The organism is Coleofasciculus sp. C1-SOL-03 (assembly GCF_040220555.1).
GTDB lineage: Bacteria > Cyanobacteriota > Cyanobacteriia > Cyanobacteriales > Coleofasciculaceae > Coleofasciculus.
Genome location: NZ_JAVJUO010000195.1, coordinates 97624 through 117886, shown reverse-complemented (window position 1 = coordinate 117886; position 20263 = coordinate 97624). Strand labels below are relative to the sequence as shown.

At 45.1% G+C, this 20263-nt stretch carries 14 protein-coding genes; 11 read left to right on the top strand and 3 right to left on the bottom strand.

Going from position 1 to position 20263, the window contains the following annotated elements; all coding sequences use genetic code 11:
• The 5 genes from RIE73_RS30430 to RIE73_RS30410 all read left to right on the top strand — a co-directional run.
• Positions 1–394: hypothetical protein (locus tag RIE73_RS30430; RefSeq protein WP_446404727.1), on the top strand; the 394-nt coding region annotated here is incomplete at its 5' end.
• Positions 395–526: 132 nt separating this feature from the next.
• Entirely contained in the window at positions 527–847 is a 321-nt protein-coding gene (locus tag RIE73_RS30425; RefSeq protein WP_006100252.1) for a hypothetical protein, read from the top strand.
• 220 nt (positions 848–1067) lie between these two features.
• Positions 1068–1541, top strand: coding sequence for a hypothetical protein (locus RIE73_RS30420; protein ID WP_446404726.1), 474 nt, complete (start codon positions 1068–1070; stop codon positions 1539–1541).
• Positions 1542–1628: 87 nt separating this feature from the next.
• A complete protein-coding gene (locus RIE73_RS30415; RefSeq protein WP_446404725.1) occupies positions 1629–2342 on the top strand; it encodes a hypothetical protein in 714 nt (237 codons plus the stop codon).
• Positions 2342–3079 (top strand): peptidylprolyl isomerase, encoded by a 738-nt coding sequence (locus tag RIE73_RS30410; protein WP_006100319.1) that lies wholly within the window; start codon positions 2342–2344, stop codon positions 3077–3079. The genes RIE73_RS30415 and RIE73_RS30410 overlap by 1 nt, the downstream gene beginning before the upstream one ends.
• Positions 3080–3166: 87 nt before the next feature.
• Here the strand turns inward: RIE73_RS30410 and RIE73_RS30405 are convergent, their stop codons facing one another.
• From RIE73_RS30405 to RIE73_RS30395, 3 genes are all read right to left on the bottom strand, one after another.
• Complete coding sequence (locus RIE73_RS30405; protein WP_446404724.1) at positions 3167–4378, bottom strand: calcium-binding protein; 1212 nt, start codon at positions 4376–4378, stop codon at positions 3167–3169.
• A 272-nt stretch (positions 4379–4650) separates the two neighbouring features.
• Positions 4651–5565: a hypothetical protein gene (locus RIE73_RS30400; RefSeq protein ID WP_446404723.1), complete on the bottom strand. Its 915-nt coding sequence runs from the start codon at positions 5563–5565 to the stop codon at positions 4651–4653.
• Positions 5566–6100: 535 nt separating this feature from the next.
• On the bottom strand, positions 6101–6988 hold the full coding sequence (locus RIE73_RS30395) for a hypothetical protein (RefSeq protein WP_446404722.1): 888 nt from the start codon (positions 6986–6988) through the stop codon (positions 6101–6103).
• Positions 6989–8024: 1036 nt separating this feature from the next.
• Between RIE73_RS30395 and RIE73_RS30390 the strand changes: the two genes are divergently transcribed.
• From RIE73_RS30390 to RIE73_RS30365, 6 genes are all read left to right on the top strand, one after another.
• The gene (locus tag RIE73_RS30390) at positions 8025–9986 is read left to right on the top strand and encodes an alpha-1,4-glucan--maltose-1-phosphate maltosyltransferase (protein ID WP_446404721.1); all 1962 of its coding nucleotides are present in this window, start codon (positions 8025–8027) and stop codon (positions 9984–9986) included.
• 204 nt (positions 9987–10190) lie between these two features.
• Positions 10191–13574 carry a maltose alpha-D-glucosyltransferase gene (gene treS / locus RIE73_RS30385; protein WP_446404720.1) on the top strand — a complete coding sequence of 1128 codons (3384 nt, stop codon included), beginning with the start codon at positions 10191–10193 and terminating at the stop codon, positions 13572–13574.
• A 517-nt stretch (positions 13575–14091) separates the two neighbouring features.
• Positions 14092–15006 carry an Rpn family recombination-promoting nuclease/putative transposase gene (locus RIE73_RS30380; RefSeq protein ID WP_446404719.1) on the top strand — a complete coding sequence of 305 codons (915 nt, stop codon included), beginning with the start codon at positions 14092–14094 and terminating at the stop codon, positions 15004–15006.
• 1426 nt (positions 15007–16432) lie between these two features.
• Entirely contained in the window at positions 16433–17794 is a 1362-nt protein-coding gene (locus RIE73_RS30375) for a sedoheptulose 7-phosphate cyclase (protein WP_446404718.1), read from the top strand.
• 88 nt (positions 17795–17882) lie between these two features.
• On the top strand, positions 17883–18710 hold the full coding sequence (locus RIE73_RS30370; protein WP_446404717.1) for an O-methyltransferase: 828 nt from the start codon (positions 17883–17885) through the stop codon (positions 18708–18710).
• Positions 18711–18872: 162 nt separating this feature from the next.
• On the top strand, positions 18873–20219 hold the full coding sequence (locus RIE73_RS30365; protein WP_446404716.1) for an ATP-grasp domain-containing protein: 1347 nt from the start codon (positions 18873–18875) through the stop codon (positions 20217–20219).
• Positions 20220–20263: the final 44 nt, after the last annotated feature.

Below are 20263 nucleotides of genomic sequence, written 5' to 3'. Positions count from 1 at the left end.
AGATCCCCAAATCGGCTCTTTTCAGGAAAGACAAATATCCCCAAAAGCACTATCAATTGCAAAACTAAGGAGAAAAGCTATGAACATTTCCGATCTCAATCACCTCGAAGTCGTTAGCGAAGACAACAAAGTTGTTGGTGGATACTACTACGACCCCGATGAACTGAACTTCGATACCGATATCGATAAGTCTGTCAACATTAACATCTATGAGCGTGTCGATGTCTATAAGCGCTTATACACCTCTTCAACGGTTTATGGGAACAGTGCATTAGCTGAAGCTGATGCCTCTGCTGAAGGCTACGACTCTAACGCTGAAGCCTTCTCCTTCACCTATACCGACCCCTACTTCTCTTCGGCAGGTGCAACATCTATCTCTCAAAGCGACTACTAAAATCAAGAGGGTTACTTGTACAAGGAAGTGCTAAACAAGTAGCCTAGCTGTCTCAAGTTAACTCTTGGCGTACCCAATAACAGCAAACGTCCAATTTTGCCAACTAATTCACTGTAAAAAAGGAGAAAACTCATGAATATTTCTGACCTGAATCACCTCGAAGTCCTTAGCGAAGACAACAAAGTTGTTGGTGGATACTACGAGCTTGAATTCGATACCGATATCGATAAGGATGTAGACATTTCCCTCAATGAGTATGTCAATGTCTATAAGCGCTTATACACCTCTTCAACGGTTTACGGGAACAGTGCCTTAGCTGAAGCTGATGCCTCTGCTGAAGGTCCCCATTCTAACGCTGAAGCCTTCTCCTTCACCTATACTGATCCAAGCTTCTCTTCGGCAGGTGCAACATCTATCTCTCAAAGTGATAGCTATTGCTACTACTGTTACTAGAGTAGTCTAATTGCTACGGCGTCCCGCTTTCACTATCGGGACGCTTCTAATTATTGAATGGGCGCTCAATTAAGTAAGTTGCCATGACTTAAAGTCGGGCGGTGAAGAGCGTCATTAGTCATTTGTAAGAGTTTGAGGACTATTGACAGCACCTAACAGAGTTCGGTTTAGTTCCATCGATCTAATTAGAAACCTAAAAAAGCATTCTTAGGAGGTTAATGTGGCTCCACCAACAGCTTACACTTTTTGTATTAGCTTAATCGGAGGCTTTGTCATTGCTATTACTCCTCCTGCTGCGGCGGCAATTGTCAGTGCAGGTGCTTCGAGTAGCTCATACGTGAATTCCCACGGGGCAGGTGCTAGCAGTCATGGGGCAGCTACCTCACTTATAGAATACAGTAGTAGTAGTCATACAGTGTTCATGCCTGGAGGCATTGTTAGTGGTGCTAGCAGTTCAGCCAGTGCTTCTACCAATTCTTCTCCTTTTATTGGCATCGATAGCAACACAAGTAACAACAGCACAAGTAACAGCACAAATGCCTCGCCTACACTTCCGGATACAGAAGCTGCGGCAGTGCCTGAACCCTCAAGTATCCCGTTCCTTTTGGCTGGTTTGCTGACTGTAGGATTGAAACTTTGGTTTCAACCTAATCGGATAAAGACCCAAGCCCATAACTCACAGCCCCTACTCTAGGGGAACGCTCACACAAAAGCAAGCTGACAAAAAGGGAGTTGTATCCAGTCAGAGTTCTCCATTGTTAAGGTAAGGAGCGATTTACCAATGATGACCAAATTATATTTAATATTAATCAGTTTAATTAGCACTTTAGCAGTTACTTCGCCCTGCCTAGCTCAAATAGTTAATGCAGGTGCTTCGAGTAGTTCATTCGTGAATTCCCAAGGTGCAGGTGCAACCAGCAGTGCCACAGCCACCTCACCTACAGGTACCAGTAGCAGTAGTCAGACGATTTTTGTACCTGGTGCTACCGTCAGTGGTGGTAGCAGTTCCGCTAGTGCCTCCACGAATGCTCCGCCGACAACCAGTGCTAATGTTTTCACAGATTCGCTGAGTAGTCCTAATCCAGGAGCAACGTTTACGCCCGGGGCTACTTCCAGTGGGGGTAGCACTTCAGCCAATACCTCCGTGAATACTCCGCCGCCAGCAACCACCACCGTTGCTCCCGGTTCCCTCAGTAGTCCTAATCCTGGCACAACAACTCCCTTGTCTCCAGCCGTTAATAATCAGCCAGGGTTTTCCCCCAGTGTCACCGCTAACCCGACAAGCGCTCCCCCGGCTTCTATTGCACCCTCTTCCCCCAGGGTGAGAGTAATCCTACCGAACCCCAGCATCAACAATCCTGCAACTACATTTATCAGCATCTTTTCCGCATCCAGCTTTGTCCAAAAAGATAGTAATATTTCCTACAGGGTTGTCGGTGTACCTAGCCGAGTTTTCCCAGGGTTAGGTTTAAGGAGAGTTCCAATCAATCGATAATGGTGGATACAGGCGCGTCCGTTGAGTCAGAAGAAATTGTTGAGTTTCTCAAACAAGACATACAGTATAAAAAAGTCTGTCATCAGATTTGGTCGCAACGAGTCATTGAGCGAGCGACTCAGGAACGAGGCATAGTCGTCACGCCAGAAGAAATTCAGGCGGAGGCAGATAAGCAACGTCAGGCAATGCACTTGGAAAAGGCGGCTGACACCTTGGCTTGGTTGGCGGATCAGAGGATAACACCTGATGATTGGGAAGCAGGAATTCGTCTGCGCTTGCTGACCCAGAAATTAGCCGATTGTTTGTTTGGCAACGAGGTAGAAAAGTTTTTTACTCAAAATCGATTAGACTATGAGCAAATTTTGCTCTATCAACTGATTCTTGCCTCTGAACCCTTGGCGCGAGAACTTTTCTATGAAATTGAAGAAGGGGAAATTAGCTTTTATGAGGCAGCCCACCTTTACGATATTGACCCAGAACGCAAGCGTCGGTGCGGTTATGAAGGAAAGGTTTACCGCTGGCGCTTAAAACCGGAAATGGCATCGGCAGTCTTTGCAGCGCCGATTGGCGAGGTAGTCGGTCCAATTAAAACCGATCTCGGTTATCATCTGTTACGAGCAGAAGAGTTTATCCCCGCCCAATTAACTCCTGAACGGTCTCAAGAAATTCTCAATCGCCTATTTGGACAGTGGTTAGAAAGTGAAGTAAACTACCTAATCCATAGTGAAAGCAGTTGAAAACCGAAGGGAAATCCTTTATCACTATGCTTACGTCCGGAAACTGTAGGGGCGCACCGACGTGCGCCCATAAAATCTTTGCCACGTTTAGGCGAAAACAAACGGATTAACCGTAATAGATGTAACTCCTTGCAAAATACCAATTACTTCAGAAGCACCATCACTGGGATTGATCGCAATCACAAATGCACTGTTCACACCGCCAAATGCTCCTCCCGCAAAAGTATAGTCGAACGAGCCATTTACCTGGAGTTTATCTAAACCATCTTGGAAGTCTCTGATTAAAGCATAATCACCAATGCCAGCAGCAGCATAGAAGACGTTATCGGCGTCACCAAGTACAAATGTATCTTGTCCGAAAAATTGGGAGGGTAAACCAATGGCATCACCCCTCAAACTATCCACTTCACCGGCTCCTGTTCCTCCAGTACCATTGAGGACATCATTCCCGATTAGTCCTGTGAGAATATCATCTCCAATTCCACCAACAAGTATGTCATTGCCTGCATCCCCAATTAGCCGATCATCGCCGTTACCACCACTCAAGGTATCGTTATCAGTGGTAGAAAAAGGATTACTAGACAAACCGGCAAAAAGTAAATCGTCTTGTTCCCCGCCGAGGAGATTATCAGCACCTGCACCCCCCTCTAACGTATCCTGACCAGCACCGCCTTGCAGGTCATCATCACCGCTTTCTCCAAGGAGTAAGTCATCGCCGAAGCTAGCAAGAGCTGTGTCGTCGTCATCTCCACCCTTGAGGACATCATTGCCACTACCCCCCAGTAGTGTATCATCGCCGCTCTCCCCATTCAGGATATCATTAATACCTGTCAAGGTCGTGCCATCGTAATCGTAAGTGAGTGTACCGTTACCCTGACCAATACCCCCTAAAAGTCGGTCATTGCCAGCTCCGCCGTTGAGGATATCGTCACCACTACCTCCATCGAGTAAGTCATCCCCATCATGTGCAAAGAGCAAGTCATTTTCGCTGCCTCCAAACAGCTTGTCGTTACCAAATCCTCCTAATAATGTGTCATTTCCCTGATCACCTCTGATGAAGTCATCGCCATCTTCGCCAAAAAGCAGGTCATTTTCGCTACCTCCATACAGCTTGTCACTACCGTTCCCTCCGACTAAGGTGTCATTGCCTTGATCGCCCTTGATAAAGTCATCACCATCTGCTGCCAAAACCAGGTCATCGCCACGACGACCATAGATTACATCATTACTATTTGTTGCAGCAGGATTAGTGGTTAGATTGACGATATCATTGTTGCTGGTTAAGTTGAGAAATACCATTGGTTTAACTCTCCATTTATTGGATTTGTAATTTATTTCTGTCAATAGTGTAGATAAAATAAGCAGCAAAATGGAGCATCTTGAAAAATAAAGCTGCCATTTTGGCAGTCCTGTTTAACTAGCATATTATCTAGTTGTAGTCATTTTTTTTTACTATTTTTAATAGTTTACTTTAATCAACAAAATAACCGGATCAACCTCCTAAATTCAGGCGATTGATCAGATATCAATTATTGGCTATAAATCAGACAATAATCTGCTTATACCTGTGACTACAAGATTCTCCTTCTTGATCGACAACCCATGCTGATAGATCTACCAGCTAGACTGAGCCAGCCACCAAATATTACTAACGCGAGAGTGCTAGCAGGCTCAGGTACTTGTGTCGATGCTTGAACCGTTGCTTTAGTTTCTTTGGTTTCTACGAACGTTAGATAAGTCGGGCGATCAAACTGACGTTGATAGGAACCCATCGCCAAGAGATCCGCCGACTCTTCCTCTATGTCCACACCAAAGTCTCCAGAGGGTAAGAATGTATTTAAGGTGAAGTTGTCGCTAGCGTCAACTGAGAATAAGTCATCCTCTCCTAAGGTGTTTAACTCCCCAGAGACTGAGAAGAAGTCAAAGACTGTTTGATTTGCCGGATTAGGGTCAGTTCCCCCTAACACCACTAATGATATATCAGCCGCAGCCGTACTCTTTTCCCCTGAAGTTGCCAGGTTAAAGAAAGCCGTAAAATCGAAAGAAAATGATTCCGTCGAATTCGGGGCTGGATTAAGAAGAAATTCTCCAATTACTGATGCTTCACTTTGGGCGAATCCGAAGAAGTTGTCTTGATCACCAAAAGCCTCACTCAAGTTTGTGTTTGTAGCAAAAGCTGGGGAATTCGTAAAAAACAGTGAATCCGCTTGGGCGATAGCCGTGGCTGAGTCTCCTGCCGATACGGAACTGGCATTTTCACCCTCATCTGCATCTAAAACTGAACCGACTGGTGTCATTGTCACCGTATTCGTCTTCGCTGAAACTGTAGAAGAATCAGGGCTTTGACTAAAGTTTTCTAGAAATACGTTAGCCTCAGCCGAAGCAAACGTTGCCGCCAGACTTGGTGAAACTAGCAATACCGAACTTGTTACTAATGGTGCAGCGAAGAACAATACGCTTTGAGCAAGTCTCAGTTCTTTTTTCATGATTTTTTCCTTGTCATCAATAGGGACAGCACAATCTCACGCTCGACATAGCGGTTATAAATATCGATGTGTTGGTGAGCAAATATGACTTACGGCCAACTGTTATTTAGGATTAATAAATGAACAGTTGTGAGAATTAAAGAATAGTTAGGTCTAGCCAAGCCTCAGTAGATTTTAACTCTCGTAACTCCCAACGCTTTATAGTTATATCCTATCCCTAATATAAATTGAATGGGTGAAGTTAGTTTGAAAATAAAAATCTCTTTTTAAAGGGTTTATGAATTGGTGAGTATCATACCAATTCTCCATAATGTTGCGCCATATCCACCCCTTGTAGTAGCGTGGCACAACTGTAGGTTGAGTTGACCCATGTTACTCGGGCGGAATCTAGGGCTAAAGTCCGAGAAATGGTATCCGATAAAAGTCTATCGATTATTTATACTTAATCCAGATTTCAAAAGTATAATTAATCCCTCAAGTCAAGGGATTAATTAAGGAATAATGTGTTGTAAAAATAGTCTAGGAAAAGCTATTCTTAAGAAACTTTACATCTAGAGCTAAAACCGACTAAGCAACTAAAAACCAATAAACCTAGAGTGCTAATCGGCTCGGGTACTTGTGTAGAGTCTTGAACTGTTGCCTTGGTTTCTTTGGTTTCTATGAACGTTAGATAAGTTGGGCGATCAAACTGACGCTGATAGGAACCCATCGCCAAGACATCCGCCAATTCTTCCTCTAAGTCCACACCAAAGTCTCCCGATGGCAAGAAGGTATCTAAGGTAAAGTTGTCGCTGACTTCAACCGAGAATACGTCATCCTGTCCTAGGGTGTTTAACTCTCCGGACACAGAGAAGATATCAAAAACCGTTTGATTCACCGGATTAGGATCAGTTCCGCCTAAAATTACTATGGATATATCAGCTTTCGCCTCACTCTCTTCTCCTGAAGTGATTAGGGTAGAGAAAGCCGTAAAATCAAAAGAAAATGTTTCCGTCGAATTCGGGGCTGGATTAATCAAGAATCCACCGGTTACCGACGCTTCACTTTGGGCAAATCCCAAAAAGTTTTCAGCTTCGCCAAACGCCTCACTCAAGGTTGTGTTAGCGGCAAAGGCTGGAGGGTTGGTGAAAAACAGTGAATCGGCTTCGGCGATAGCTGTTGCTGAGTCCCCTGCCGATGCGGAACTGGCATGTTCCCCCTCATCTGAATGTGAGATGACGTTGACGGGTGTCATTGCGATCGTATTCGTTTTAGCTGAGACCGTCGATAAATCTGGGCTTTTATTAAAGTTTCCTAGAAATACGTTGGCTTCCGCCGAGGCAAAGGTCGCTGCCAGAGTTGGTGAAACAGCTATGACTGAACTCGCGACTAGAGGTGTAGCGAAGAACAATATGTGCTTAACCAGTCTCAGTTCCTTTTTCATGAATTATCCCCTGATTATTAATCAATTATGGGCAGCCAAATTTATCGCTTAGCTAACTTATGCAAAACCCAGGTTTCACTAGCAGTAAGTCGGACTTATATCATGTCCTGATCGATGATTTCCCATAATTGTGATGACCTAAAGCAAGGAGTTTCAGCCATTTTTATCAAGGGTACTTGAGCGGACATGATCGAAGTATAAACTGTTCATAGCTGCCAAGTCACGAACAGTTTCTCTACTCAATTGAGGGGTCTGTTCAGCAGAACTACAATTCGTTTAAGTTTCTTGCGTCCTCTGAAAAGGTCTGTATTAGTATTTTACTCATAACTGAACTTTAATGGATAAAGTTATCTTAAAGCTATAAAGCGATGATTTAAAGATTTTGTAAATTTGTTAGAGTGACGACAGCCTCTAAGTAGGGGGTGCAGGGGACGCTGGGGCATAATTTTGACGGGTAATACCAAGTTGCGTTCAAAGATAGCAGATAGAGTAGATGGGGTGAGGGGGAGATGGGGAGATTGGGGAAAAAGAAAGCTATACATTATACGGCAACTGGGTATAAGTCTCAAAAGCTACCAGGTACGAGTTGCTGGAAGCAAGAATTAGCAAAGGTTTTGGCTTAACTTGATACCTAGGGATGAGATACCGACTCCACAAGACACCAGTGTAGATCGGCTGGCATAGGAATCTCCCGTTATTTTGGAGTCATGGGACACCAAGGATGAGCTTAACGATCGCTCATACCTAGGTCAGATGAATCAAATGGGTATTTCCTGTAGGCTAATAGCCGTAAATCTTTTGAGTATAACGCTGTTTATTAACATTTTGCATAGAAATCTTGACATTAATTCGTAAAGTTAACTAATGTAGCAGTCGGACAGGTTTATCGAAACGCTTTACATTTAGGTAGTTACACCAACTTCAGTCTCTTAACCAGAGTCAAAGGAACAAGAGTAAGGGCTGAAGGATAAAGCGGTATGACAGTAAGGGGCACCTGCGACTGTTTTAGAAGCAAAAGCTAAAGGACGTGTTGATCATGCTGCCATTGCCAGAGGAAGGTCGGAGACGAGTTCAAATCGAGGGTGTGTTGCCCCAAATCGATGGGGGTCGTTTTGCCATCAAGCGGACAGTTGGGGAACGAGTCCATGTGGAAGTGGATATGTTCTGTGACAGTCATGATGCCGTTTCTGGCGTCATTTTGTACCGTCCCCAAAAATCCCAAACCTGGTTTGAGGTTCCCTTATCGCCAACGGTGAACGATCGCTGGCAGGGAGAATTCACTGTATCAGAGATGGGGGATTATGTCTATACCATTATGGGCTGGGCGGATCATTTTAAATCCTGGCAACGGGACATGACCAAGAAATTGGCAGCCGAACAGGAGGTCTCAGTTGACTTGCTGATTGGGGCAAACTTAGTCGAAGAGGCGGTGAAACGCGCCAGTGGGGATGATGCGGCACAGTTAAAAACCTGGGTCGCGACACTGCGATCGCAAGATGTCGCCCAACCAATTTTAGGGGATAAAGCCATTTCCCCGGAACTTGGGCAACTGATGGCAAAATACCCCGATCGCAAATTTGCCAGCACCTACCACAAAGAACTGAGAATTATCGTAGACCGAGAACGGGCAAGGTTTAGCACCTGGTACGAAATGTTTCCTCGTTCCTGTGGTGAACCGGGCAAACATGGCACATTCAAAGATGCTCAAGCCCGCTTACCCTATATTGCCAGTATGGGGTTTGATGTCCTGTATTTACCCCCGATTCATCCCATTGGCAAGCAATTTCGCAAAGGCAAAAATAACGTCAATGTCGCCGAACCTGACGATGTGGGTGTACCCTGGGGTATTGGTGCAGCCGAAGGCGGACACAGGGCGGTTCATCCCCAACTAGGAACCATGGCTGACTTTGAGGAATTTGTCGCCAAAGCCGCTGAACATGGGATTGAAATTGCCCTAGACTTAGCCTTCCAATGTTCTCCGGATCACCCCTACGTCAAAGAAAATCCCCAATGGTTCCGCCAGCGCCCGGATGGGACGATTCAATACGCCGAGAATCCGCCAAAAAAATATCAGGATATTTATCCGATTGACTTTGAAACCCCAGACTGGCAAAATCTGTGGCAAGAACTGCGGAGTGTCATGCTTTTTTGGATTGAAAAAGGCGTGCGGATTTTCCGAGTCGATAACCCCCATACCAAGGCATTCGATTTTTGGGAATGGGTGATTGCGGATTTGAGACAAACCTATCCCGATTTAATTTTACTTTCGGAATCCTTTACCCGTCCCAAGGTGATGTATCGTCTCGCCAAGTTAGGATTTACCCAATCCTATACCTATTTCACTTGGCGTAATAGTAAGTGGGAAATGACCCAATATCTCACCGAACTCACCCAAACCCCTGCTCACGACATCTTTCGCCCTAACTTTTGGCCCAATACCCCGGATATTTTGCATGAGTTTATTCAGCATGGGGGACGCCCTGCCTGTATTATTCGTTTAGTGCTAGCCGCAACCTTAACGGCAAACTATGGGATTTATGGACCCGCGTTTGAAGTGTGCGAAAATCGGGCGCTGAAACCGGGGAGTGAAGAGTATTTAAACTCAGAGAAATATCAGATTCGGGAATGGGATTTAAATAGTCCGTATACAATCAAAGACTTGATTGCCCGGGTTAATTTTGCTCGTCGGGAACATCCCGCGTTGCAAAGTAATGGCAGTTTGCGGTTTCATCACACGGATAATCATCAGATCATTTGTTACAGCAAACAGACTGATGATTTCAAGGATGTGATGCTAATGGTGGTCAGTTTTGACCCTCAATGGATGCAAGCAGGCTTCATTGATTTGCCCTTAGAATCCTTAGGGATTGACCCCTATCGGGAATACTATCTCCATGACCTACTCAGTGATACCCACTACACCTGGTTTGGTGGACATAATTATGTGGAACTCAATCCTCAGGGTATTCCAGCCCATGTTTTCTGGGTAAGGCAATAGAGTCGTAGGGGTTTGGTCTCCAAACCCCATTTCCGATGTAGGGGCGGGTTTTACCACTAACGTTTAATTTTCTTTCACCCTGATATTTTTAACCCCGCCCCTATAGAGTACACATTGTCTGCAACAAAGAACAAATGACCAATTACAATTGACAATTGACAATTGTCAATTATCAATAAACCAGGGAGAACTACCAAAGAACAAATGCTTAATTCAATCTTGAAAGATGATCCGTTATGGTTTAAAGATGCCATTATCTATGAAGTGCCGATTCGTGCCTTTGCCGATAGCAATGGTGATGGAATTGGTGACTTGCGTGGCTTGACATCGAAGCTGGATTATTTACGGGATTTAGGGGTCACTGCAATCTGGACATTACCCTTTTTCCCCTCTCCGCTTAAAGATGATGGCTACGATATAGCCGAATATAAAAAAATTAACCCCATTTTTGGCACAATCGAAGACTTCCAAGAGCTGTTAGATGCGGCGCATCAACGGGGGATTCGGGTAATCATTGAGTTAATTGTTAACCATACCTCGGATCAGCACCCCTGGTTTCAACGCGCTCGCAAAGCCCCCAAAGGCAGCAGTGAACGGGATTTTTATGTCTGGAGTGAGAACCCAGAAAAATATAAAGATGCCCGGATTATTTTCCAGGATTTTGAACATTCTAACTGGGCGTGGGACTCAGTTGCTAAAGCGTATTATTGGCATCGTTTCTATTCCCATCAACCTGACCTCAATTACGAAAATCCGGAAGTCGGTAAAGCCGTTTTAGAGGTTGTGGATTTATGGTTGGCAATGGGCGTGGATGGACTGCGGATGGACGCCGTGCCTTATTTGTATGAACAAGAAGACACAAACTGTGAAAACTTAGCCGCTACCCATGCGTTCTTGAAACAGTTACGCGCCCATGTTGATGCCAAGTTCCCCAATCGGATGCTGTTGGCTGAGGCGAATCAGTGGCCCGAAGATGCGGCGGAGTATTATGGGCAGGGGGATGAATGTCACATGAATTTCCATTTTCCCCTAATGCCACGTCTGTTTATGGCATTAAAGATGGAGGATAATTTCCCGATCATTGATATTCTCAACCAGACGCCGCAAATTCCCAATAACTGTCAGTGGGCATTGTTCCTGCGGAATCACGACGAACTGACTCTGGAAATGGTCAGCGATGAAGACCGGGACTACATGTATAAAATGTATGCAGAAGACCCGCAGGCACGACTCAATTTAGGGATTCGTCGCCGCCTTGCACCTCTGATGGGGAATAATCGCGACCAAATTGAGTTGATGAATGGGTTGCTGCTGTCTCTCCCCGGTACGCCAGTCTTATACTACGGTGATGAGATTGGTATGGGCGATAATATTTATCTAGGCGATCGCAACGGGGTTCGCACACCGATGCAATGGAGTGCTGACCGCAATGCTGGCTTCTCGCGCACGAATCCGCAACGACTTTACGCCCCGCCGATTGTTGACCCAGAATATCATTATGAAGCGATTAATGTAGAAGCGCAGCAGGGGAATCCCAATTCCCTGTGGTGGTGGATGAAGCGGTTAATTGCCACCCGCCAGCGTTTCCAAGCCTTTGGGCGAGGAACGTTTGAGTTTCTCCATCCCGATAACCGTAAGGTTTTGGCATTTACCCGCACTTATGCTGGGGAACATATTTTAGTGGTTGCCAACTTGTCGCGATTTGTGCAAACTGTAGAGTTGGATCTCTCGGCATTCCAAGGGATGGTACCGGTGGAGATTTTTGGACGTACCCAATTCCCAGCAATTGGTTCTTCATCCTATTTCCTCAGCTTGGGTCCGCATAGCTTCTACTGGTTTACCCTCCAGTTGCAAGACACTCTAGCGGAAACTCCCAGTTCCCAAGTTCAACCGCCGACGCTGAGGGTGAGTGGCAAATGGCAAACGGTGTTTTCTCAACCGATTTTAAAGACAACCTTGGAGTCGATTTTGCCCAATTACCTCTATACTTGTCGCTGGTTTGGGGGTAAGGCAAGGACGGTACAATCGGCAGAGATTGTGGAAGCGATTCCCGTCTCCTATAAACAAACCGAGGCGGAGTTACTTTTCCTCAAGTTAGAGTACACTGAGGGTATCCCAGAAACCTACATTCTGCCCTTAGCTTACGCGCCCGGAACGGAACTGGGTGGCGATGGGTCGAACATTCAGGCTCATCAGGTCATTGCCTATCTCCAGGTTGAGGGACAGGAAGAGGTGGGCTTATTATTCGATGCAGTAGCTGAACCGGACTTTTTAGCCTTCCCCTTAGACGCCGTGCGTCACAAGCATCGCTATAAAGGAAAGGCGGGAACCTTAGTGGCTACAGCAACAGACGCCCTGGCTGAACTGATGCAAGAGGCGACTCACCTGGAACCGCATCTACTCAGAGGCGAACAAAGTAATACTTCAATCGTGTATGGCGATCGCTTTATCTTAAAGCTGTTCCGTAAGGTTGAGGAAGGAATTAACCCAGACTTAGAAATTGGGCGTTTCCTCACCGAGAAAAAAGTCACCGAACATTTTGTTCCCGTGGCGGGGGCGCTGGAGTATCGCGCTTCCAACTCAGATACGATCACCATCGGCGCTTTGCAAGCATTTGTTCCCAATACCACCAATGCTTGGTCCTATACCTTAGATTCCCTGCGCGGTTATTTTGAACAAGTGATGGTATTGCCCGGATCAGATTTACAGGAGATGGAACTCCTCTTACCCTCGGCTGTCGAGTCGCTGGATCGAACTGATCCGCCCTTTGGCTACGATCTGATTGTTCCCTATTTGGATACGACGCAACTGTTGGCAAAGCGAACGGCTCAATTGCATATTGCTTTGTCCTCGGATGCGGAGAATCCTAACTTTGCCCCAGAACCGTTTACCTCGTTCTATCAACGGTCTGTGTATCAGTATATGCGGAACCTGACGGGTCAGGTGTTACTGCTACTGAAAAAACGGATCGAGGTATTACCGGAGGACACTCAGCCCTTAGCCCAAACCATTCTCAACCGCCAAGAGCAGATTTTAGGACGCTTTAAAGCCTTACTCAATCTGCAAATTACGTCGATGCGGACTCGGTGTCATGGGGATTTCCATTTAGGACAAGTCTTATATACGGGGAAAGACTTAATTATCATTGACTTTGAGGGAGAACCCGCCCGTCCTCTGAGTGAACGCCGCATGAAGCGATCGCCCCTGCGAGATGTGGCGGGAATGCTGCAATCGTTCCACTATGCAGTGGCGCTGGGCTTACGCAATGAAATGGACAGTGGTATGATCCGCCCGGATAATCTCTCGGTGATGGAACAATGGACTGGGTTCTGGTATTCCTGGGTGAGTGATACCTTCCTAAAAACCTATCTGGCGACAAGTGCAGGTCATTCGTTTATTCCGCAAACGACTCAGGAGTTACAGGTGCTGTTGGATGCTTATCTGTTTGAGAAATCGATTTATGAGTTAGGCTATGAACTCAATAATCGACCCAAGTGGGTGGATATTCCCTTACAGCGCATTCTCCAGTTGCTGGAGTCGGTACCTATGTCTGGGGAGATGAATTTCCAGACACCGCCGATGAGGTAGAGTGTAGGGGCGGGTTTTATTATTAAGGTTTAGTTTTCACTCTGATATCACTAAACCCGCCCTGATTAGAGCGATCGCTACGGCGATTGAAATCGCAGCTACACAAACAAAGTCCGCCTGCGCGGACTGGGTTATAACGAGGGTAGCGTTCTCCGGCTGAAGGGGTGACAAGCCGTCTAAAACTTTAAAATCAGGTTTTGAGCGACATTCGTATCTCCAAAGATGATTTCGTTAAAACTCTTCCTTGTTTACTGGTCTATTTATCTTCCTTGTCTTACCTAAACCCCAATCTTAAAAAACCTCTGATGAGGTACTTAAGCAAGATCCCCGACTTCTTGGAGAAGTCGGGGATCTATCTGGATCTATCTGTGTACCAAGGGCTGTAAATGGGTTATAGCAACCGCCAAGACGGTTAGGACACATCATTTATGTAGAGACGCGCCATGGAAAGTCTCTAGCTTTAGCTAGTGGTACAATTTAACTATCTTAAATATATTTAGGCTTAAATGGGGGAAGTATGAAATTTATCAGTCCCAAGGTCGATTATGCCTTTAAAAAAATATTTGGTTCTGAACAAAGTAAGGATATTTTAATCAGTTTTCTCAATGCGATAATTTATGGGGGCGAGAAGATTATTCAATCCTTGACAATTATCAATCCCTATAATCCGGGTCAGGCAATGACCTTAAAAGACACATATTTAGATATAAAAGCGGTTTTGTATGATGGGTCTATTGTCGTTATTGAAATGCAAATAGCACGGGTAAGTGCTTTTAGTAAACGAGTTGTTTATAATTTAAGCAAAGCTTATACCAATCAGTTAGGTATCGGCGAAGACTATCTCAGTCTTACTCCGGTGATTGCTGTCACGATCACCGATTTTATCCTGTTTAACCAGACTCCTGATGTAATTAATCAATTTATCTTTCAGGAAAAAACGAAAAAATTTGCTTATCCCGATACCGAATTGCAACTCATTTTTATAGAATTGCCGAAATTTAAGAAAACCCTGTCAGAATTAAAGAGTTTAAGCGATAAATGGATTTATTTTATTAAAGAAGCTGCCACCTTAGATGCCATACCCGATAATTTAGGAGAAGTCCGTGAGATAGAACTGGCTTTAAATATTGCCAACCAAGCCAAAATGACGGTAGAAGAGTTAGAGGTGGTTGATCGCCGAGGGATAATGTTACAAGATGAGAAAGGGCGGATAACTTATGCCAAAGAAGAAGGTAAAGAAGAAGGAAAACTCACGGAAGCGATCGCGTTAATCCGGCGTCAACTCAAAAAGCGTTTTGGTGAGATTAATATCGCGATAACTAGCCAAATTGAAGCGTTATCGATTGAAGAGTTGGAACGTTTAGGAGAAGATTTTTTAGACTTTAACAGTTTGGCAGATTTGGAACATTGGCTGGAAGAGCGATCGCGCTGATCAACCCTGTGATCTTTTATTACTCAATTTTAAAATTAAAATACTTTGGAATAACTCACTCTACCCACGGCTACAGGCTAAGAACCTGAAAGGAAATAAGTAGTCAGACAAAAGAAAACGGTGCTGTATTAAGTTTGGTAAATCACCCTCAAACCCTGACTGTTCCCTGTTCCCTGTTCCCTGTTCCCTAATCTCAACCGTTAACTTTAATTGTGTCCACCCACTTAATCAATCGTTGACAGCCGTCTTCCCATCGATTAATTTCCCGTTTTGGGTATAAGCAGTATTTTTACTTATTGACAAATAATACTTTATTTATTTTTTTAAGCAACCACTTTAAATAAGTTTTATATATCAATTTACAATAATTTGATAAATTCCTTAAATCAGCGAAAGAGTAAGAAACGTAAAGCGTTAAACTAGCAAACGTGTATTAAATCTTGAAACGAGGGCGACCTCCTTTACCTGCCGAAAATTGTTTCTGGTCAGAGATAATTTCCTTTAGCCAAACTGTTTTGTCTGAATGGGCAGATTGATTATTGGTGAATTCATCATTAACACACTCATGATTGATGAAAAATTTAGGATAGTAATAAAGATGGATCATACCACCAAACCGCTGAACCCTGATCAGCAAATTAATCACGGGTGTAATTTAAAATGGAAGCCTACCGATCAAACAGACTATTGGTTGGCAACAACGGCGCTAGTGAGGCGTAAGATCGGTGGTAAGCCAAGTTTGCTTTGTAAGTAAGACCCTTTGACAAAATCAATTGGTTCACCGTTTTGCCAACGGGCATTTTGACAAAAAGTATTTAACCCAAAACCCGCTAATGGAAGACTCGATCTGCTTGTCAGGATTACCTGTCAAGCGAGTCAAGGTGAGTCGTCTACTTATTGTACTCCCTTGGCACTAGGGCTTTCAGGTTAGCAATTTAGATAGTGGTTTTCTGTCCTTTTTTCCAAAATTCAATAACACCATTGGAAAAACATCGTCAATCAGGATAAACCCTGATGACCACTTGGTTGAGAATAATTGAATCAACCAATACTCCTGTGTTTTGGGTCAATTTGAGAGAAGCCTTAAACAGAATAGTGCTGAATTAAGTGTTTGTCGGTAAGCCTGTGAGCGCTCTAGAATCGCTTTGTGCTTACTCCCTTAAATCGAATGCCCCTGACTTTAGAGTTTGTAGTAAGCGCTGTCTTCGCTTCTGGCACGCTTCGTGCCTACTACGAACCCAGCTTAAGTCAGTGACATTCCCCTTAAATCAGTGCCATTCAATGCTTGTCTACGCGGCTTTTCTGGTGTGACTTGCCAAATTCTACAACAGTGTTTCCCCCGGCATCGAGTTAATTTTCGCTGCCAATAATTTCAGAACGCTACAACACCCTTTCATGTCATAAGTACAGGAGAAACCAATCTACAATGACTCCACAAACAACCTTTCCTCAAGCCGGATTAACGAAGACAATCCGGGAAGATTTAATTGACTCATTGCCAAGCCGAGACGCTAACAATATTGGAGTCGAACATGGAGCCAAGTATCGCACCTCGGAGTGGTACACTGGGTCTGGAGAAATCGTTCCGGGGAATGATAGTCGCTCGTTTGAAGTCACTGCAACCTTTACCCTAAAAGCGCAAGTCAAGTTAATTCAGGGAATTTTCGACCCCTCTAACCCAACCCTGGCGGAAATCTATAATAGTCGGGGTCGCTGTGTCGCCATCATTGACCAAACGGTAGATAATTTGTATGGGGAATCAGTGCGTCAGTATTTTGACACCCATGAAATCCCCCTGCAAATGAATGTTTGTCGCGCTTGGGAAGCGGATAAAACACCAGAAACGGTGCATCGCCTGCTGGAATTTTTAGGAAAAGACGGCTGTGATGTCTCTCGCAATGAACCCGTATTAGTGATTGGTGGGGGGGTTCTCAGTGATGTGGCGGGATTAGCCTGTGCCTTACAACACCGCCGCACGCCTTATATTATGGTGGGGACAACGGTAGTCGCCGCGATTGACGCGGGTCCGAGTCCGCGTACTTGTACCAATGGCAAACAATTTAAGAATAGTATTGGGGCGTATCATCCACCCGTACTAACCTTAGTCGATCGCACTTTTTTCCGCACCCTCGCCACGGGTCATATCCGGAATGGGATGGCGGAAATTATTAAAATGGCGGTGACAGATGACAAGGTTCTGTTTGAACTGCTGGAAGACTATGGTTCGCGCTTGGTAGAAACTCACTTCGCCACGTTAGGAGATGATCAGGAATTAGCCAAGGTTGCGGATGAAGTGATTTATCGGGCATTATTCTCCTATATGAAATATGAGGGAACGAATATGTTCGAGACATATCAGGATCGCCCTCATGCTTATGGTCACACCTGGAGTCCCCGTTATGAACCCGCCGCTAAGTTAATGCATGGTCATGCGGTATCCACAGGAATGGCGTATGGCGCAACGTTAGCGACGAAATTAGGCTGGTTGCAACCCACAGAACGCGATCGCATTATTGCACTGATTCGTTCTCTAGGGTTGAGTGTCTATCATCCTATCTTAGAAGACATTGATCTGATGATTGCGGGTCAGCAAAATATGCGGCGCAAACGGGGAGATGGCGGACTGTGGGCGCCTTTACCCTGTGGTATCGGTGTCTGTGATTATGCACAAGAGGTACCACCGGATTTACTGGAGGCGGCGGTAGCGGATCATAAAGCCGTCTGTGCAATGTTACCTGATAGTGGTGCTGGCGTAGAAATGTATCTCAAGGATTTGGGTTTGGAATAATTCTATCCCCCAATGTAGAGACGTTGCATGCAACGTCTCTACATTGCAACCTCTGGTACAAATTGCCACATCATTAAGGAAAAAAATCATGCAAACTGCAACAAAAGAAGCGATCGCGCGTCCGGTTACTCCCCTAGGAATTCTAGTCGAACAGCTTGAACAAACCCTGGAATTAGTAGATGAAGCGCAACATCCGCAACTGGCGAGTTCTCTGCAAAAAGCCTATCAACTCGCGGCTAAACTCGAACCGTACCTAAATCAAAATACAACGCCAGATTCTCCCGCCTTAACCGCCTTAGTAGAGAAAACCTGCACCGAAGATTGGAGTAAATTATTCTCCGATGGCGAGACAGTGCGCCAGTTAGAACAGGAGATGTTATCTGGACATATTGAGGGACAAACCTTGAAGATGTTTGTCAAGATGACTGGGGCGAAACGGGTGCTAGAAATTGGTATGTTCACAGGCTATTCTGCTTTAGCCATGGCGGAAGGATTACCTGAGGATGGATCAGTGATTGCTTGTGAGGTGGATGAGTATGTGGCAAGTTTTGCCCAATCCTGTTTCCAAGCCTCACCGCATGGGAAAAAAATTACTGTAAAAGTTGCGCCAGCCTTGGAGACACTGCGTCAATTAGCGAAAGCGGGAGAGTCGTTTGACTTGGTATTTATTGATGCAGATAAGCAGGAGTATGTGGATTATTATCATACGCTCCTCGATACTCAATTATTAGCACCAGATGGGTTAATTTGTGTGGATAATACCTTGTTGCAGGGACAGGTTTATTTAGCAGCCGAAGAACGGACACCGAATGGAGACGCGATCGCCAAATTTAATCAGGTGGTTATGGATGATTCCAGGGTGGAACAGGTTGTCTTACCTTTGCGTGATGGTTTGACCCTAATTCGGCGGGTTTAAACCCTAACAATCTGTAGGGGCGGGTTTCACTATTATCGTTGGAAATGGTGCGTTAGCGAAGCGTAACGCACCCTACACCCGCCCCGACTCAACCCTCAATTTCCTGATTAAATAGGGGGTTTGGTGACCAAACCCCTACAAATGACAAATGACAAATGACCAATGACAACATCACGTATTCTTGCTGTACTGCAAAACCTGGGAACATTAACCTTACTCGCGATCGCGTTTCCATTCAATTTAACCGTTGTCGTCGTGGCGCTGGTGTGGGATAGTCTCACTCGCCCTTTCCAGAAGCCCAAAGTCGCTAACCCCAATCCCAAAACGATTATGCTAACTGGGGGGAAAATGACCAAATCCTTGCAACTGGCGCGGTCATTTTACGCCGATGGACATCGGGTTATTTTAGTGGAAACCCATAAATATTGGTTGGTGGGACATCGATTTTCCCGGGCGGTTGATCGGTTTTATACGGTTCCCGCCCCCAACAAAGATCCCGATGGTTACATGGAAGGGTTACTCGCGATCGCCAAACAGGAAAATGTGGATGTTTATGTTCCCGTCTGTAGTCCCGTCGCCAGTTATTATGACTCTCTAGCCAAGCCGATTTTATCGGGGTGTTGTGAGGTTTTCCACTTTGATCCAGATGTCACCCAACTGCTGGATGATAAGTTTGCGTTTGCCGAAAAAGCACGAGAATTTGGCTTATCTATACCCAAATCCTTCAAAATTACTGATCCGCAACAGGTGATTGATTTTGACTTTTCCCAAGAGAAACGCAAGTATATCCTGAAGAGTATTCCTTACGACTCGGTGCGGCGTTTAAACTTAACGAAACTTCCCTGTAAAACTCCATCAGAAACTGCCGCATTTGTCAAGAGTTTGCCCATCAGTGAGGAGAAACCCTGGATTATGCAGGCGTTTATTCCGGGTAAGGAATACTGTACTCATAGTACGGTGCGGAATGGGGAATTACGACTGCACTGCTGCTGTGAATCGTCGGCGTTTCAAGTGAATTATGAAAACGTTGATCAGCCGGATATTTTGCAGTGGGTGAGTCGGTTTGTCCAGGGATTGAATTTGACGGGACAAGCCTCCTTTGATTTTATCAAGGCAGAGGATGGGACAGTTTACGCGATCGAGTGTAATCCGCGCACGCATTCGGCAATTACTATGTTTTATAACCATCCCGGAGTGGCGGAAGCCTATTTAAGTGACACGCCGTTACCTGAACCGTTGCAGCCATTGCCGAAAAGTAAGCCAACCTATTGGTTATATCACGAAGTTTGGCGGTTGAATGAGATTCGCTCATTTGGGGATATCCAGCGCTGGTTTAAGACAGTGTTTGGCGGAAAAGATGCGATTTTTCAGGTGAATGATCCGCTACCGTTTTTGATGGTACATCACTGGCAAATTCCTTTATTGTTACTGGATAATTTGCGCCGGATGCAGGGCTGGATCAGGATTGATTTTAATATTGGTAAGTTGGTGGAATTGGGGGGAGATTGATACTGTAGAGACGTAGCCTGCTACGTCTGCCATGGCACGTCTGG

Coding starts and splice junctions, on each gene's coding strand:
- RIE73_RS30400 (WP_446404723.1), bottom strand. CDS start 5,565: ATGAAAAAAGAACTGAGACTTGCTCAAAGCGTATTGTTCTTCGCTGCA.
- treS (WP_446404720.1), top strand. CDS start 10,191: ATGCTTAATTCAATCTTGAAAGATGATCCGTTATGGTTTAAAGATGCC.
- RIE73_RS30410 (WP_006100319.1), top strand. CDS start 2,342: ATGGTGGATACAGGCGCGTCCGTTGAGTCAGAAGAAATTGTTGAGTTT.
- RIE73_RS30365 (WP_446404716.1), top strand. CDS start 18,873: ATGACAACATCACGTATTCTTGCTGTACTGCAAAACCTGGGAACATTA.
- RIE73_RS30370 (WP_446404717.1), top strand. CDS start 17,883: ATGCAAACTGCAACAAAAGAAGCGATCGCGCGTCCGGTTACTCCCCTA.
- RIE73_RS30380 (WP_446404719.1), top strand. CDS start 14,092: ATGAAATTTATCAGTCCCAAGGTCGATTATGCCTTTAAAAAAATATTT.
- RIE73_RS30415 (WP_446404725.1), top strand. CDS start 1,629: ATGATGACCAAATTATATTTAATATTAATCAGTTTAATTAGCACTTTA.
- RIE73_RS30395 (WP_446404722.1), bottom strand. CDS start 6,988: ATGAAAAAGGAACTGAGACTGGTTAAGCACATATTGTTCTTCGCTACA.
- RIE73_RS30405 (WP_446404724.1), bottom strand. CDS start 4,378: ATGGTATTTCTCAACTTAACCAGCAACAATGATATCGTCAATCTAACC.
- RIE73_RS30390 (WP_446404721.1), top strand. CDS start 8,025: ATGCTGCCATTGCCAGAGGAAGGTCGGAGACGAGTTCAAATCGAGGGT.
- RIE73_RS30425 (WP_006100252.1), top strand. CDS start 527: ATGAATATTTCTGACCTGAATCACCTCGAAGTCCTTAGCGAAGACAAC.
- RIE73_RS30375 (WP_446404718.1), top strand. CDS start 16,433: ATGACTCCACAAACAACCTTTCCTCAAGCCGGATTAACGAAGACAATC.